The sequence below is a fragment of the Roseateles sp. P1_C6 genome, assembly GCF_056406315.1.
In genome coordinates this window covers 265,927-280,924 of record NZ_JBFUAK010000002.1, presented here as the reverse complement: position 1 = coordinate 280,924, position 14,998 = coordinate 265,927, and the positions used below count along the sequence as shown (strand labels likewise).

Here is a 14,998-nt window from a genome sequence, read left to right as displayed (position 1 = left end):
ACACAATCCAGCACAAAATAGATTCAGAGTTTCCAAACGGAGAACATCACATGGGCCGCCTTGAAGACTTGCATGCCTTTGCGCGCGTCGTCGACGCCCGCGGGTTCTCCGGCGCCGCGCGGCTGCTGGGCACGACCAAGTCGGCCATCAGCAAGCAGGTCGTGCGGCTGGAGGACCAGCTCGGCACACGGTTGCTGCACCGCACGACGCGCAGCGTCAGCCCCACGGCCGAGGGCCGCGCCGTCTACGAGCGCGCACTGCGGCTGCTGGATGAATCCCAGGCACTGGAGGCCGAGTTGGCCGGCCGCCACGACGAGCCGCGCGGCGTGCTGCGGCTGTCCACCTCCACGGCCTTCGGCAACCTGCAGTTCACGGCGCTGATGGCCGAGTTCTGCGCCCGCCACCCGCAGCTGGACGTCGTGCTGGGGCTGAACGACCGCTACGTGGACCTGGCCGAGGAAGGCTTCGACGTTGTGCTGCGGCTGACGCACAAGCCGTCGGACGGGCTGGTGGCGCGGCGGCTCGCAGCGGTCCGCTTTGTGTTGTGCGCGGCGCCGGCCTACCTGCAAGCCCACGGCGAGCCGCAGCAGGTCGCCGACATCGCCGGCCACCGCTGTCTGCGCTTCGGCTACCTGCAGTCGCCCGACCGCTGGCGCTTCCGCCACGCCGACCAGGGCGAAGCCGACGTCGAGACCCGCGGCGCCCTGCGCTTCGAAAGCGGGCTGACGGCCAACAGCAGCGAATCGCTGCGCGTCGCGGCGCTGGCCGGCATGGGCCTTGCCGTGCTGCCCACCTATGCCATCGGTGCCGATCTGCGCGCCGGCCGGTTGCGCGCGGTGTTGCCCGACTGGCAGCCGGTGGGCGGCCTGGCGGATGCGGACACGCTGTACGCCGTCTACCTGCCCAGCCGCCACCCGGCGCCGAAGGTGCGCGCGCTGATCGACTACATGCTGGAGAAGATGGGCGACATGCCGCCCTGGGATCGGGACTGAACGGCCCCTGAGAGAATTGCGGGCTATGCCGCTGATTCCCTACGCCCTCACCCGCCCATTCCTGTTCGGCCTGGACCCCGAACATGCCCACGAACTGACGCTGGGCAGCATTGCCAGGCTACAGAACACGCCGGCCCAACTGCTGTGGTGCGGCGAGCGCGTGAGCGATCCGGTCACCATCGCCGGCCTGCGCTTCCCCAACCGCATCGGCCTGGCCGCCGGCCTGGACAAGAACGGCCGCTGCATCGACGGCCTGGGCGCGATGGGCTTCGGCTTCATCGAGGTGGGCACCGTGACGCCCAAGGGCCAGCCAGGCAACGACAAGCCGCGCATGTTCCGCCTGCCCGAGGCCAATGCGCTGATCAACCGGCTGGGCTTCAACAACGAGGGCCTGCAGAGCTTCATCGCCAACGTGCAGCGCGCCCACAGCTTCCGCAAGGCCGGTGGCATCCTGGGGCTGAACATCGGCAAGAACGCCGCCACGCCGATCGAGAACGCGGCCGACGACTACCTGCTGGGGCTGGAGGGCGTGTTCCCGCACGCCGACTACATCACCGTCAACATCTCCAGCCCCAACACCAAGAACCTGCGCGCACTGCAGAGCGACGAGGCGCTGGATGCGCTGCTGTCCCGATTGCAACAACGCAAGCTGCAGCTGGAAGGCGAGAGCGGCCGCAAGGTGCCGATGCTCGTCAAGATCGCACCGGACTTGGAGGAAGACCAGGTCGCCGTCATCGCGCAGACGCTGACGGCCAACGGCATCGACGGCGTCATCGCGACCAACACGACCATCGCCCGCGACAAGGTGCAAGGCCTGACGCATGCCAACGAGATGGGCGGCCTGTCGGGGGCGCCGGTCTTCGAGGCCAGCAACCGCGTCATCCGCCTGCTGCGCGCCGCGCTGCCGGCGGGTTATCCCATCATCGGCGTGGGCGGCGTGATGAGCGGCGCGGACGCGCGCGCCAAGATCGCTGCCGGCGCCGATCTTGTGCAGGTCTACACCGGCCTCATCTACAAGGGCCCGGCTCTCGTCAGCGACTGCGCGAAGGCCCTGGCTCGACGCTGAAAGCCCGTCACCATGCGACGCACGCTGCTGCCCTTGCTCGCCGCACTGCTGCTCGCCGGCTGCGCCACGCTGGACCGTGACGCGCGCCTGCAACCCGGCAGCAGCCGCAGCGAAGACGTCATCGCGATCCATGGCCAACCCAGGCGCGTCTGGCCCGAGGCCGACGGCGGGCGCACGCTGGAGTACTCAAGCCAGCCCATGGGCCGACATTGCTACATGGTCAGGCTCGCGGCAGACGGACGACTGGTCAGCATTGACGACGGGCTGTCCCCCGCGAACCGGGCACGCATCGAGCCCGGCATGACCCCCGAACAAGTCAGCCGCATCCTGGGCACCGAACGCAGCCGTGTGCTGTTCCGCCAGAGCGGCGAAGACGTCTGGGACTGGACGATAGAGCCCGACCAGTCCGGTTACGGCCTGCGTTTCAACGTCTACTTCAAGGACGGCCGCGTCGTGCGCGCCGGTCAAAGCATGGTCTTCCCGAGCCGCCTGTTTCCCGGCATGGACGACTGATCCAGGCGGAAAAAAGCCCCGGTGCTTTTCAGCACCGGGGCTAGTGAGAGACATTTGCCCCCTGCAGGATCAGCCCGAAGGGCGATCCCGCAACTTCCGATCAGTACTCGCGACGACGACGTGCAGCGACGAAGCCGACGATGCCCAGGCCAGCGCCCAGCAGAGCGTAGGTTTCGGGTTCCGGCACCGGAGCCGTGGCCGAAGCGATGGCGTACGACTGCGAGCCGATCGCCGAGCCGCCAACCGTGTAGTAGTAGCTTCCAGCGCCCAGGGACGCGACATGTGTGCCCGAATTCACCGCGAAGGCGAAAACGTTGGTGTCGTCGCTCGTCGCAAACAGGCCGTCAGCGCCATACGACCAGAGGCCATAGGTACCGCCGACGATGCCGCCAAACGACAAGGCACCGCTCGTCACCGTGGATGCCGCACCCAGGCTGAACGCGTAGGTGTCGAGGAAAGCGCCAGCAACGGTGTTACCGCCAAGCTCGAGCGGAGCATGCGAACCCCAGCTGAAGTTGGCAGCGTGGCTGCTCAGTGCAGTTAGTGCCACCAACGAGGCGGCGGCGATGGATTTCAATTTCATTTGCGTAGCTCCTGACTTTGGACGGTCAAGCACAACCGCCGGAAATCATTGTGCAGTGCAACCAAGACCTGAAAAGGGGTCCCACCCCCTTCGGCCTAGGGGTACGACCTCATTTCCTTGTAGCCGCTTGTAAGTACACGCGCCCGATTTTGTGAGATCTGCACCAAGTCAACGCTGGCGGAAACCAATTCTGAGCACATGCCTCACGGAAGTGCAAGCCCTATGAACTTTTGGAGGCCTTCGACCGCCTTGCCCTTGCGAGCCCGCTTGCCGGCGTGAGCGGCCAAAGATTGGTTCTTCAGCACCTCTTCACGCGGCTTGCCGCCACGGCCGCTGCCCAGCACGCGCAACTGGGTCGTGAAGCAGGCCACCGACAGCACGCTGTCCTTGGCTTCCAGATCCATCAGCATCAGCCCTTTGCCGCCCTTGGGCTGGTGCTTGAGTTCTTCCAGCGGGAAGCTCAGCAGCCGCCCTTGAGCGCTCAGCACGCCCAGTTGCAAGGCCACGGCGTCGCCGGGCACGGCGGCCAGCAGCGGTATTTCGCCGTCGTCCAAGGCGAGGAAGGTCTTGCCGGCCTTCTGGCGACCGACGAGGTCGCCGACCTGGGCGATGAGGCCATAGCCGGTGCTGCCGGCCATGACGAGGCGCTGCGCCGGCGCAGCGGCCAGGTAGTGCGCGATCTGCGTACCGCTTTCCAGCTCGATCAGCGTCGTGATGGGTTGGCCATCGCCGCGCCCACCCGGCAGCGCCGACACCGGCACCGAGTACACGCGGCCGTTACCGCCCATGACGATGAGGGGATCGACGCTGCGGCAGCGGAACGCGCCCCACAACGTATCGCCGGCCTTGAAGGTCTGCGCGGCGACGTCGACCTCGTGGCCCTTGAGCGCCCTCACCCAACCCTTCTGGCTGACGATGACGGTGACGGGCTCATCGACGATCTTGACCTCGGCGACGACGCGCTTCTCGGCCTGGATCAGCGTGCGTCGGTCATCGCCGTACTGCTTGGCGTCCGCCTCGATCTCCTTGATGACCGTGCGGCGCAGCGCGCTGGTGGAGCCCAGGATGTCTTCCAGCTTGGCACGTTCATCGCGCAGCTTGGACAGCTCCTGTTCGATCTTGATGGCCTCCAGCCGCGCCAGCTGGCGCAGCCGGATTTCGAGGATGTCCTCGGCCTGGCGATCGCTGAGCTTGAAGTGCTCGATCAGCGCCGGCTTGGGCTCGTCCGACTCTCGGATGATGCGGATGACCTCGTCGATGTTCAGCAGCACCAGCTGCCGGCCTTCCAGCACATGGATGCGGTCGTTGACGTGGGCCAGGCGGTGCTCGGTGCGGCGGCGCACCGTCGTCTGCCGGAAGCCCACCCACTCGACCAGCACCTCGCGCAGGCTCTTCTGCGTCGGCCGGCCGTCATCGCCGATCATCGTCAGGTTGACCGGCGCGCTGCTCTCCAGGCTGGTGTGGGCCAGCAGCGTGTTGATCAAGTCCTGCTGCTCGACGGTGCGGCTCTTGGGCTCGAAGACGATGCGCACGGCCGCGTCCTTGCTGGACTCGTCGCGCACGCCGTCCAGCACGGCCAGCAGGCTGGCCTTCAACTGCAGCTGCTCGGCGCTCAGCGCCTTCTTGCCGACCTTGACCTTGGGGTTGGACAGCTCCTCGATCTCTTCCAGCACCTTCTGCGCGCTGGTGCCGTGCGGCAATTCCGTGACAACGAGCTGCCATTGGCCACGGGCCAGGTCCTCGATCTTCCAGCGCGCGCGCACCTTCAGGCTGCCGCGACCGGACAGGTAGGCGGCGCGGATGTCCTCCGGCGCGCTGATGAGCTGGCCGCCGCCGGGGAAGTCCGGGCCGGGGATCAGGTCAAAGAACTCGTCGTCGGAGAGCTTGTCGTTCTTCAGCAGCGCCACCGCCGCGGCAGCGACTTCGCGCAGGTTGTGGCTGGGGATCTCGGTCGCCAGGCCCACCGCGATGCCGCTCGCGCCATTCAGCAGCACGAAGGGCAGCCGCGCCGGCAGCTCGACGGGCTCCTGTGTCGTGCCGTCGTAGTTGGGGCGGAAATCCACCGTGCCTTCGTCGATCTCGTCCAGCACCAGGCGGGCGATGGGCGCCAGACGCGCCTCCGTGTAGCGCATCGCCGCGGCGCCGTCGCCGTCGCGGCTGCCGAAGTTGCCGTGGCCGTCGATGAGCGGATAGCGCAGCGAGAAGTCCTGCGCCATGCGCACCAGCGCGTCGTAGACCGACTGGTCGCCGTGCGGGTGGAAGCTGCCCAGCACGTCGCCAACGACCTTGGCGCCCTTGACGGGCTTGGCGCCGGCATTGCCGCTCCAGCCCAGGCCCAGGCGGTGCATGGAATAGAGGATGCGGCGCTGCACGGGCTTCTGGCCGTCCGCATAGGACGGCAGCGCGCGGCCCTTGACGACGCTGAGCGCGTACTCGAGATAGGCCTGCTGGGCATAGGCGGCCAGCGTCAGGGCGTTGTCATCACCACCGTCGGTGGGTGGATTGAAGTCGATGGGGGTCTGGGAACTCATGGATGCAAGGTCAAGCGCTGCGCGCGGGCCGGCTGGCTCTGCTGCAGCAAGGCCCAGTACAGCTCGAGCACGAGATGCACATGGGCCTGGGTTTCGTCGATGTCGGGCACGCGGTTGCCGGCGCGGCGCACGGCGCCCTCGCCGGCATTCCAGGCCGCCAGGGCCGCGTCGATGCGGCCGAAGCGGCGCATCAGGTCGGCCAGCATCCGTGCGCCGGTGTGGATATTGATGCGCGGCTCGATGAGCCGTGCGGCGTCGGCCGCCGAGGCGTAGCGGCTGGCGGTTTCGGGCGTGATCTGCATCAGGCCCAGCGCGCCACGCGGCGACACGGCGCCGCGCTGGTAGCCGGACTCGACGGCGATGACGGCCTTCAGCAGCTCGGCGTCCACGCCATGCTGCAGCGCCGCCTCACGCACCCAGGGCTGCACGGCCTTCACCTCGGGCGCAATCTCCAGCCAGGCCAGCAAGGCCAGACCGGCGTCGGTCTTGCCCGGCACGCGCTGCATGCCCACGCTGCCCAGCACGGGGGTGTAGCGCGCGTCGAGCCGCCGCGGCGCGAAGTGCGCCACGCCGGCGGCGTCAACGAAGCCCCACAGCTCAGCGTGAGCGGGCAGCGCCAGACAAGCCAGCAGCACGGCAAGCCAGGCCTTCATGGGGTGACCTCCAGCCCCAGCGCCATGCGCGCCTGGTATTCGCGGTCCAGCAGCGACATGACGACCAGCGAGTCGTAGCCATCGGCAAGGTCGCTGGTGACCCGCACGCTTTCGCGCAGCCGGCCCTCCTCGACAAAGCCTTCGCTTTGGTAGAGCTTCAGCGCGCGCGTGTTCAGCGCCTTCACGTCCAGCCAGAAGCGGTGTGCCTTCAGCTGCGTGAAGGCCATGGCCTTCAACTGCCGCACGGCCGAGCGGCCCAGGCCGCGGCCCTTGGGCTGCAGCACCAGCCGCTTCAGCTCGACCGAGCCGTTGGGGTTGCGGCAGCCCTGCAGGATGACGAAGCCGATGCGTTCGAGCTGGTCGCCTTCCTCCAGGATGAAGTGGCGCGAGTCTGGAAAGCGGATCGCGCCCTCGTGCTGCGGCCGCTCCCACGGCGTGATGAAGGGCAGGTTCACGCCGTCGCGCTCGACCGAGACCACCCAGTCGAGGTCGGACAGCATGGTCGGACGCAGCCTGAGGCTCATGCGCCCTCGAAGCCGGCCAGCACGGCGACGACGTTGCGGCCGATGGCCTCGGTCGCATAGCCGCCTTCCTGGATGAACAGCGTCGGCGCGCCGAACGCGGCCAGGCGCCGGCCCATGCGGCGGAACTCCGGCTCGTCCAGCCTGAAGTGCGAGATCGGGTCGCCGCCATAGGTGTCCACGCCCAGCGACACGATGAGCAGCTCCGGCTTGTAGGCCGTCAGCCGCGCCAGCGCCTGCTCCAGCGCCGCGAACCAGTCGTCGTTGGCCACGCCCACCGGCAGCGGGAAGTTGGCGTTGCAACCCACACCCTCGCCCGCGCCGGTCTCGTCGGCATGGCCCAGGAAGAACGGGAACTCGGTGCGCGGGTCGCCATGGACGCTGGCGTAGAACACGTCGGCGCGGTCGTAGAAGATGGCTTGCGTGCCATTGCCGTGGTGGTAGTCCACGTCCAGGATGGCGACGCGCGCCAGGCCCGCGTCGCGCGCGGCCTGCGCGGCGACAGCGGCGTTGTTGATGAAGCAGTAGCCCCCGAAGAAGTCGGCACCGGCATGGTGGCCGGGCGGGCGGGTCAGGCAGTAGGCCGCGCGCTCGCCGGCCAGCACAAGGTCCAGGGACGTCAGGCTGGCTTGCGCGCCGGCGTAGGCCGCGGCCCAGCTGCCGGCCGTCAGCGGCGTGCCGCTGTCCATCGAATACAGGCCCATGCGGGCCGCGAAGCTGGCCGGCTCGACATCGCTGCGCAGCGAGCGCACGGGCCACACAGCCGGGAAGGCGTCGCCCTCACCGCCCGTGGCCAGCCACCCGGCATGCGCGCCGGCGATGAAATCCAGATAGCGCGGCGCGTGCACGCGCGCCAGTGGTTCGCGGCCGTGGTCCACCGGCGCCAGCACGTCGCCGAGCCCGGCCACCTGCAGCGCCTGCAGGATGTAGTCGGCACGTGCCGGGATCTCGAAGGCCGGCACCAGCCGGCCGCGGAAGAACTCGTGCGTGGCCGCGTGCTGCGCGTGCCGGGCGTTGTAGACGGTGCGCATCAAGCCCTCGTTCCGCCGGGGCGGGCGCAGCCGCGTGCGACGCGGGGCGTCGTGCGGCGTGGGCTGAAGGCGGGGGCGGTCGTCACGGCGCGGGATTGTGCCGCGCTTTGAATCCGCCCCTCCCCGCCACTGTCCCGGCGCGCCTCCCTCAGTTGCCGCAACCCAGCGCGGCAATGCGGTCGTGCGCCGCCTTGGCCTGCACCAGGCCGTTGCCGTAGTGGTCGTCACGGCCGGGGGCGCCCAGGTCCAGCGCACTCTTGTTCAGCGACGCGCGAAGCTGCGGCGCCGTGCAACCCGCATGCAGGCTCCACACCAGCGCCGCGACAGCGGACGCATGGGGCGTCGCCATCGACGTGCCGTTGTAGCTGGCGTACAGGTCGGGCAGGCCGAAGACGGCGACGCTGGTCGCCTGGCCCAGTTGGCCCAGCAGCGTCGCGCCATCGGCCTGCGTGGCGCCGACGGATGGGATGGTCGTCACCGTCTCGCCCAGCGTGCCCAGCAGGTCGCCGGCGGCGTTGTTGTAGATGACGGCGCCGACGCCGCCGCTGTTCTGGCAGTTCAGCACCTTGTCGGCGAAGGCGATGCTGCCGCGCTGAATCAGGCAGACCTTGCCGGTCATGCTGCCCGGCGTGGCAGAGCTGCCCAGGCCGAAGTCGGCCAATGCGCCGCTGGCGCTGCTGCGCGGCGAGCCGTCCATGGACTGCACCGTGAAGCCAGCGCCGCCCACGTTCAGCGAGCCACCGGTCTGGCTGTAGGCCGGCACGGTCGACAGCACGGCCACGCCGGGGGCGGCCAGCTCGACGTCGGCATTGAACTGCGAGAAATCAGCCACGACCTTGTTCGCATCCACCGCCGCGATGGACACCACCTCCGGGAAGGCCGCCGGATAGGACAGCGTGTTGTCGCCCTCGTTGCCGGCCGCCGCCACGACGAGGATGCCCTGCTTGGCCAGCCGGGCCACGACACGGGCCTCGGCCCGGCTGCCGGTGGGGCCGCCCAGCGACATGCTGATGACGTTGGCGCCCGCGCGGCCGCATCCCAGCATGGCGCGTGCGATCACCGCGTCGCTGGCGCTGCCACTGGCGTCGAACACCTTGGCGATGTGCAGGTTCAGGCGGCCCGACGGCGCCACGCCAACGACGCCGACCGCGTTGTTCAGCGCCGCGATGGTGCCGGCGACATGCGTGCCGTGCGAGTTCTCGTCGGTGTTCCAGGCGCCGGATTTGGTGAAGTTCTGGCCAGTCATCGGGATGCCGGCCAGGTCCTCGTGCGTGCCGTCGATGCCGGAGTCGACGATGCACAGGCGCCGGTTGCCGGCCTGCGCGTCGGAGAGTTGGTCGGCCTGCACCATCGCGATGCCATAGGGCGCGACCTGGGCCTGCGAGCCGGCTACGCGGATGCTGCGGTTGCCCAGCACGTGCCGCTCCACCGGCTCGTCGGCGAAATCGACTTGCGCGTGGCGGGCCAGCGCCTTGGCGGCGCCGCGCGGCATGCTGACGACGAGGGCGTCGATCTCGGACAAGTCCTCGACGACCCGCCCGCCGCCGCGGCCGACTTCGGCGCGCACGGCACCGCCGCCGTTGGCCTTGTGGCCCACGATGAGCTGGACTTCATCTTTGCCGGCCGCGAACGCCGTCGACATGACGGCGGCGCCGAGGCAGAGGACAACGGCACGGAGGGCGAACTTGTGCTGACGCATGGCAGCTCCTTGGGATGAGGTGGCAGCCATTCTTCGCCGCCCATTCGCCGCGTCAACACAGGATCGCCCCGCCCCCTAGGCCAGGGGGTTCAGACGTCGATCTCGACCGCGTCGCCGTGCAACTCCATCAGCTCGCGCCGCGACGCCGCCTCGCCCTTGCCCATCAGCTTGTTGAAGGCCTCCACCGTGGCGCCGAAATCGAGCTGGCCGTACTCGACGCGCGACAGGCGGCGCGTCTCGGGGTTCAGCGTCGTGTCCCACAGCTGCTCGGCGTTCATCTCGCCCAGGCCCTTGAAGCGGCTGATGCTCCAGGAACCCTCGCGCGCGCCTTCCTTGCGCAGCTTGTCCAGCGTCGCCGTCAGCTCGCCGTCGTCCAGCGCATACAGCTTGGCGGCGGGCTTCTTGCCACGCGCTGGCGCGTCGACGCGGAACAGCGGCGGACGGGCAACGAACACATGGCCGGTTTCGACCAGCTTGGGGAAGTGGCGGAAGAAGAGTGTGAGCAGCAGCACCTGGATGTGCGAGCCATCGACGTCGGCGTCGGACAGGATGCAGACCTTGCCGTAGCGCAGGCCGGAGAGGTCCGGCGTGTCGTTGGGGCCATGCGGGTCCACGCCCAGCGCCACCGAGATGTCGTGGATCTCGTTGTTCTTGAACAGCAGGTCGCGCTCGACCTCCCAGGAGTTCAGCACCTTGCCGCGCAGCGGCAGGATGGCCTGCGTCTCCTTGTCGCGGCCCATCTTGGCGCTGCCGCCGGCGGAGTCGCCCTCGACGAGGAAGACCTCGTTGTGCAGCAGGTCGCGGCTCTCGCAGTCGGTCAGCTTGCCGGGCAGCACGGCCACGCCGGAGCCCTTGCGCTTCTCGACCTTCTGGCTGGCGCGCTGGCGGGTCTGCGCCTGCTTGATGACCAGCTCGGCCAGCTTCTTGCCATGGTCGACGTGATGGTTCAGCCACAGCTCCAGCGCCGGCTTCACATAGGCCGACACCAGCCGCAGCGCGTCGCGCGAGTTCAGCCGCTCCTTGGTCTGACCCTGGAACTGCGGGTCCAGCACCTTGGCCGACAGCACGAAGCTGGCGCGGGAGAACACGTCGTCCGGCATCAGCTTCACGCCCTTGGGCAGCAGCGAGTGCATCTCGATGAAGCCCTTGACCGCGCCGAACAGGCCGTCCTTCAGGCCCGACTCGTGCGTGCCGCCGGCCACCGTCGGGATCAGGTTCACATAGCTTTCGCGCAGCGGTGCGCCGTCCTCCGTGAAGGCCACGCACCAGGCGGCGCCCTCGCCCTCGGCAAAGTTCTCGCTCTCGCCGGCCGTGGCAAAGCCTTCGCCCTCGAACAGCGGGATCAGCGGGTCGCTGTTCATGGACTGCGACAGGTAGTCGCGCAGGCCGGCCTTGTAGAGCCAGGTGGTCGTCTCGCCGGTCTTCTCGACCTTCAGCGTGACCGTCACGCCCGGCATCAGCACGGCCTTGGAGCGCAGCAGATGCACCAGTTCGTGCTTGGGCAGCTCGGCGCTCTCGAAATACTTGGCCTCGGGCCAGACGCGCACCGTCGTGCCCTGCTTGCGGTCGCCGCTGGCGGCGGGGCGGCTGACGACTTGCTGCACCACGTCGCCGTGCTCGAAGGCGATGCCCGCCACCTGCTTGTCGCGCCAGACGGCCACTTCCAGCCGCTTGGCCAGCGCGTTGGTCACCGACACGCCCACGCCGTGCAGTCCGCCCGAGAAGCTGTAGGCGCCGCCCGAGCCCTTGTCGAACTTGCCGCCGGCGTGCAGCCGCGTGAAGACGATCTCGACGACCGGCACCCCTTCCTCCGGGTGCAGCCCGAAGGGGATGCCGCGGCCGTCGTCGGCGATGGACACCGAGCCGTCGGCATGCAAGGTCACGTCGATGCGCTTGCCGAAGCCGCCCAGCGCCTCGTCGGCGGCGTTGTCGATGACCTCCTGGATGCAGTGCAGCGGGTTCTCGGTCCGGGTGTACATGCCCGGACGTTGTTTGACAGGCTCCAGGCCCTTCAGGACGCGGATCGAGGCTTCGCCATAGGACGAGGGAGAGGAAGGCGGACGGGTCGACATAGGGGCGGGATTCTATGAACCCGCTAGCGCTAGGATTCGCGGCCCCCGAAGAGCGAGTGTTCGAGCTTGAGATTCCTGACCGCCTTTTTGCTGCTGGCCTGCGGACTCGCGCAGGCCGACGCCCCCTATCAGGCCAGCGCCCCGCTGTCCTGGGAACTGAAGAATGCACGCTGGTTCGACGGCCAGAGGATCCAGCGCGGCAACCTCTACGTCGAGAACGGCGTCTTCGTCGCCAAGAAGCCGGCCAAGGTCAACCGCAAGATGGACATCCACGGCCAGCAGGTGCTCATCAACCCGCTGGCCGAGGCGCACAACCACAACCTGCAGACCGCCTGGGGCTGGGGCCAGTACGCCCAGACCTATCTGGACGAGGGTGTCTTCTACGCCGCCATGCTGTGCGGTGACCCGGCCAGCGTCGCCGAGGTCAGGCCGCTGGCCGCCACGCCAGCGGCGCCGGACGTCAGCTTCGTGACCGCCTGCATCACGTCCAGCGACGGCTACCCGCTGGCCGCCGTGCTGCCCGACCCCAGCGCCGAAGCGGCCGCGGCGCAGAAGCAGATCGTCCTCATCGACAGCCCCGAGCAAGCGCTGGCGCAATGGCCCGCCATCAAGGCCCGTGGCGGCAGCTGGCTTCGCATCGTGCTGGCCCACAGCGAGCGCCCCGAGCTGCGCGGCCGGCCGGAGATGTTCGGCCGCCTGGGCCTGACGCCCGAAACCGCCAGCGCGCTGACCCGGCTGGCACGCGCGGACGGCCGGCGTGTCGTCGCCCATGTGGAGACGGCGGCCGACTTCGACGCCGCGCTGGCCGCCGGCGTCGACGCCATCGCCCACCTGCCCGGCTACGCCAACACGCTGGACGAGGCGCCCGAGCGCTTCGTGATCAGCGAGGCCGCAGCCAGCCAGGCCGCGCGCCAGCACACCGCCGTCATCACGACGACGGCCGCCACCGCCCTGTTCAAGCTCGATGCCGCGCCGCTGGCCGCACTGAGGGGCGTGCAACGTGCCAACCTGGCCCGGCTGCAGTCGGCGGGCGTGCAGTTGCTCATCGGCTCCGACGTCTTTGTCGGCACCGGTCGGGCGGAGTTGCACGCGCTGGACGAACTGGGCCTCGACCGCGCCACGCTGCTGCGTCTGGCCACGCGCGACACGCCGCTGGCGCTGTTCCCGGGCCGCAAGCTGGGCTGCTTCGAACCCGGCTGCGAGGCCAGCTTCCTGGTGCTGGGCGCCGACCCGCTGGCCGACCTGGCGACCGTCGACATGCCGCTGCTGCGCGTCAAGCAGGGCCGGCTGCTGACGCGCCTGGCCGACGTGGCCGCGGCCAGCTCGCAGGCCAGCACGTCCACCGCCGATACGCCCAAGAAGGCTGCGACCAGAAAGAAGGGCGGCAAGGCCACGGCGCAAACCAAGACGCCCAGCAAGGCCAAACGGCGCTGATTACAGTCGCCCGATGAACACCCCCCGCACCGCCTCCCCCGGCCTGTCCGTACAGCAGGTGCTGCTGTGCGGCGCCATGATCGTCACGCTGTCCATGGGCATACGCCATGGCTTCGGCTTCTGGTTGCAGCCCATCATCACGGAGCGCGGCTGGACACGCGAGACCTTCTCCTTCGCGATGGCCGTTCAGAACCTGGCCTGGGGCATCGCCGGCCCCATCGCCGGCATGCTGGCCGACCGTTTCGGCGCCTGGAAGGTGCTGATCGCCGGCGGCGTGATGTACGCCTGCGGCCTGCTGCTGATGGCCGTGACCAGTCACCCGCTGAGCTTCACGCTGGGCGCCGGCGTGCTGATCGGCATCGCCCAGTCCGGCTCGACCTACGCCGTCATCTACGGCGTGCTGGGCCGCACGGTGGCGCCGGAGAAGCGCTCCTGGGCCTTCGGCGTGGCGGCGGCCGCCGGCTCGTTCGGCCAGTTCGTCATGATCCCCATCGAGACCTGGCTGATCAGCCATCTCGGCTGGCAGGGCGCGCTGTACCTGCTGGCCGGCGCCGCGCTGCTGATCCTGCCGCTGGCGCTGGGCGTGCGCGAGCGCAGCGTGGCCGCCTTCAGCGGCGCCCACCAGAGCATCGGCCAGGCGCTGCGCGAGGCCTTCGGCTACCGCAGCTTCCAGCTGCTGATGCTGGGGTATTTCGTCTGCGGCTTCCAGGTCGTCTTCATCGGCGTGCACCTGCCCAGCTACCTGAAGGATCACGGGCTGGGCATCGGCGTGTCCACCGGCGCGCTGATGCTGATCGGCCTGTTCAACATCTTCGGCACCTACGCCGCCGGCATGCTGGGCCAGCGCTTCCCGAAGCGCTATCTGCTGTCGGCCATCTACGGCCTGCGCGCCATCGCCATCGTCATCTTCATCTCGGTGCCGCTGACGCCGCTGAGCGTCTACATCTTCGCGGCCGTCATCGGATTCCTGTGGCTGTCCACCGTGCCGCCGACCAACGCCGTCGTCGCGCAGATCTTCGGCGCGCAACACCTGTCCATGCTGGGCGGCTTCGTGTTCTTCAGCCACCAGATCGGCAGCTTCCTGGGCGTCTGGCTGGGCGGCAAGCTCTATGACACCACCGGCAGCTACGACGTCGTGTGGTGGCTGGCGATCGCGCTGGGCGTCATGGCGATGCTGGCCAACCTGCCGGTGCGCGAGGCACCGATCCTGAGGGCGCCGGGAGCGCAACCGGCATGAAGCCGCGCCGCTGGATCCTGCCGGTGCTCGCCGCGGCGGTGCTCGCCGCCACGGTGATGGCCTACCGCCACCCGGCGGTCATGATCCAGCTCAGCGAACAGATCTGGGCCTGCTTCGGATGAGCGGCACGCCCTCGGCCTGGCTGCAGCGCTTCGCACCTCAACCGCCTGGCGTCGCGCTGGACGTGGCCTGCGGTTCGGGCCGCAATCTCACATGGCTTGCCGAGACCGGCTGGCGCGTCACCGGTGTCGACCGAGACACGGCCGCCACGGCGCCCTTGCGAGAGCGCGCCGAGATCGTCGACGCCGACATCGAGGCCGGCCCATGGCCGCTGCCGGACCGCGAATTCGATCTCGTGGTCGTCTGCAACTATCTGTGGCGGCCGCTGCTCGACACAATCAAGCACGCCGTCAAACCCGGCGGCTGGCTGATCTGGGAAACCTTTGCCGACGGCCAGCAGACGATAGGCCGGCCGTCACGGCCCGATTTCCTGCTGCAGCGGGGCGAATTGCTGCGCATCTGCGAGGGGTGGCATATCGTGGCTTACGAAGACCTGTTCGAAGGCGGCGCTGGAATCGAAACCTCGCCGCGCTTCGTCCAGCGCATCGCCGCCATTCGACCGCCGCCAGCGGCCTAAAATCGCCAGATCCCTTAAGACATTCCCAC

General features: G+C 68.9%; 14 protein-coding genes. 7 read left to right on the top strand and 7 right to left on the bottom strand.

Annotated features, from left to right (window positions below):
• The first annotated feature begins 50 nt into the window (after positions 1–50).
• The 3 genes from AC1D29_RS04285 to AC1D29_RS04275 are packed head-to-tail and all read left to right on the top strand — an operon-like array spanning position 51 to position 2,571.
• Positions 51–992: a LysR family transcriptional regulator gene (locus AC1D29_RS04285; protein WP_477894659.1), complete on the top strand. Its 942-nt coding sequence runs from the start codon at positions 51–53 to the stop codon at positions 990–992.
• A 25-nt stretch (positions 993–1,017) separates the two neighbouring features.
• Positions 1,018–2,058, top strand: coding sequence for a quinone-dependent dihydroorotate dehydrogenase (locus tag AC1D29_RS04280; RefSeq protein ID WP_477894658.1), 1,041 nt, complete (start codon positions 1,018–1,020; stop codon positions 2,056–2,058).
• Positions 2,059–2,070: 12 nt separating this feature from the next.
• Positions 2,071–2,571: an outer membrane protein assembly factor BamE gene (locus tag AC1D29_RS04275; protein WP_477894657.1), complete on the top strand. Its 501-nt coding sequence runs from the start codon at positions 2,071–2,073 to the stop codon at positions 2,569–2,571.
• Between the two features lie 100 nt (positions 2,572–2,671).
• Here the strand turns inward: AC1D29_RS04275 and AC1D29_RS04270 are convergent, their stop codons facing one another.
• The 7 genes from AC1D29_RS04270 to AC1D29_RS04240 form a co-directional block, all read right to left on the bottom strand.
• Positions 2,672–3,154 carry an FxDxF family PEP-CTERM protein gene (locus AC1D29_RS04270; RefSeq protein ID WP_477894656.1) on the bottom strand — a complete coding sequence of 161 codons (483 nt, stop codon included), beginning with the start codon at positions 3,152–3,154 and terminating at the stop codon, positions 2,672–2,674.
• Between the two features lie 203 nt (positions 3,155–3,357).
• Entirely contained in the window at positions 3,358–5,685 is a 2,328-nt protein-coding gene (gene parC / locus AC1D29_RS04265) for a DNA topoisomerase IV subunit A (protein ID WP_477894655.1), read from the bottom strand.
• Entirely contained in the window at positions 5,682–6,338 is a 657-nt protein-coding gene (locus tag AC1D29_RS04260) for a lytic transglycosylase domain-containing protein (RefSeq protein ID WP_477894654.1), read from the bottom strand. Before AC1D29_RS04260 ends, parC begins: the two co-directional genes overlap by 4 nt.
• Positions 6,335–6,862: a GNAT family N-acetyltransferase gene (locus tag AC1D29_RS04255; RefSeq protein WP_477894653.1), complete on the bottom strand. Its 528-nt coding sequence runs from the start codon at positions 6,860–6,862 to the stop codon at positions 6,335–6,337. The genes AC1D29_RS04260 and AC1D29_RS04255 overlap by 4 nt, the downstream gene beginning before the upstream one ends.
• On the bottom strand, positions 6,859–7,890 hold the full coding sequence (locus AC1D29_RS04250; RefSeq protein ID WP_477894652.1) for a histone deacetylase family protein: 1,032 nt from the start codon (positions 7,888–7,890) through the stop codon (positions 6,859–6,861). Before AC1D29_RS04250 ends, AC1D29_RS04255 begins: the two co-directional genes overlap by 4 nt.
• Before the next feature lie 148 nt (positions 7,891–8,038).
• Entirely contained in the window at positions 8,039–9,589 is a 1,551-nt protein-coding gene (locus tag AC1D29_RS04245) for a S8 family serine peptidase (RefSeq protein ID WP_477894651.1), read from the bottom strand.
• A gap of 89 nt (positions 9,590–9,678) precedes the next feature.
• Positions 9,679–11,661 carry a DNA topoisomerase IV subunit B gene (locus AC1D29_RS04240; protein WP_477894650.1) on the bottom strand — a complete coding sequence of 661 codons (1,983 nt, stop codon included), beginning with the start codon at positions 11,659–11,661 and terminating at the stop codon, positions 9,679–9,681.
• 66 nt (positions 11,662–11,727) lie between these two features.
• Between AC1D29_RS04240 and AC1D29_RS04235 the strand changes: the two genes are divergently transcribed.
• Genes AC1D29_RS04235 through AC1D29_RS04220 form a run of 4 tightly spaced genes read left to right on the top strand, consistent with a single transcriptional unit; the run spans position 11,728 to position 14,969 of the window.
• Positions 11,728–13,095, top strand: coding sequence for an amidohydrolase family protein (locus AC1D29_RS04235; RefSeq protein WP_477894649.1), 1,368 nt, complete (start codon positions 11,728–11,730; stop codon positions 13,093–13,095).
• A gap of 13 nt (positions 13,096–13,108) precedes the next feature.
• Positions 13,109–14,332 carry an MFS transporter gene (locus tag AC1D29_RS04230; protein ID WP_477894648.1) on the top strand — a complete coding sequence of 408 codons (1,224 nt, stop codon included), beginning with the start codon at positions 13,109–13,111 and terminating at the stop codon, positions 14,330–14,332.
• Positions 14,329–14,454 carry a hypothetical protein gene (locus tag AC1D29_RS04225; protein ID WP_477894647.1) on the top strand — a complete coding sequence of 42 codons (126 nt, stop codon included), beginning with the start codon at positions 14,329–14,331 and terminating at the stop codon, positions 14,452–14,454. The genes AC1D29_RS04230 and AC1D29_RS04225 overlap by 4 nt, the downstream gene beginning before the upstream one ends.
• Complete coding sequence (locus tag AC1D29_RS04220) at positions 14,451–14,969, top strand: class I SAM-dependent methyltransferase (RefSeq protein WP_477894646.1); 519 nt, start codon at positions 14,451–14,453, stop codon at positions 14,967–14,969. Before AC1D29_RS04225 ends, AC1D29_RS04220 begins: the two co-directional genes overlap by 4 nt.
• Positions 14,970–14,998: the final 29 nt, after the last annotated feature.

What these genes read in the sequence shown, in the direction of transcription:
- AC1D29_RS04285 (WP_477894659.1), top strand. Translation starts at nt 51, where the DNA reads ATGGGCCGCCTTGAAGACTTGCATGCCTTTGCGCGCGTCGTCGACGCC.
- AC1D29_RS04280 (WP_477894658.1), top strand. Translation starts at nt 1,018, where the DNA reads ATGCCGCTGATTCCCTACGCCCTCACCCGCCCATTCCTGTTCGGCCTG.
- AC1D29_RS04275 (WP_477894657.1), top strand. Translation starts at nt 2,071, where the DNA reads ATGCGACGCACGCTGCTGCCCTTGCTCGCCGCACTGCTGCTCGCCGGC.
- AC1D29_RS04270 (WP_477894656.1), bottom strand. Translation starts at nt 3,154, where the DNA reads ATGAAATTGAAATCCATCGCCGCCGCCTCGTTGGTGGCACTAACTGCA.
- parC (WP_477894655.1), bottom strand. Translation starts at nt 5,685, where the DNA reads ATGAGTTCCCAGACCCCCATCGACTTCAATCCACCCACCGACGGTGGT.
- AC1D29_RS04260 (WP_477894654.1), bottom strand. Translation starts at nt 6,338, where the DNA reads ATGAAGGCCTGGCTTGCCGTGCTGCTGGCTTGTCTGGCGCTGCCCGCT.
- AC1D29_RS04255 (WP_477894653.1), bottom strand. Translation starts at nt 6,862, where the DNA reads ATGAGCCTCAGGCTGCGTCCGACCATGCTGTCCGACCTCGACTGGGTG.
- AC1D29_RS04250 (WP_477894652.1), bottom strand. Translation starts at nt 7,890, where the DNA reads ATGCGCACCGTCTACAACGCCCGGCACGCGCAGCACGCGGCCACGCAC.
- AC1D29_RS04245 (WP_477894651.1), bottom strand. Translation starts at nt 9,589, where the DNA reads ATGCGTCAGCACAAGTTCGCCCTCCGTGCCGTTGTCCTCTGCCTCGGC.
- AC1D29_RS04240 (WP_477894650.1), bottom strand. Translation starts at nt 11,661, where the DNA reads ATGTCGACCCGTCCGCCTTCCTCTCCCTCGTCCTATGGCGAAGCCTCG.
- AC1D29_RS04230 (WP_477894648.1), top strand. Translation starts at nt 13,109, where the DNA reads ATGAACACCCCCCGCACCGCCTCCCCCGGCCTGTCCGTACAGCAGGTG.
- AC1D29_RS04225 (WP_477894647.1), top strand. Translation starts at nt 14,329, where the DNA reads ATGAAGCCGCGCCGCTGGATCCTGCCGGTGCTCGCCGCGGCGGTGCTC.
- AC1D29_RS04220 (WP_477894646.1), top strand. Translation starts at nt 14,451, where the DNA reads ATGAGCGGCACGCCCTCGGCCTGGCTGCAGCGCTTCGCACCTCAACCG.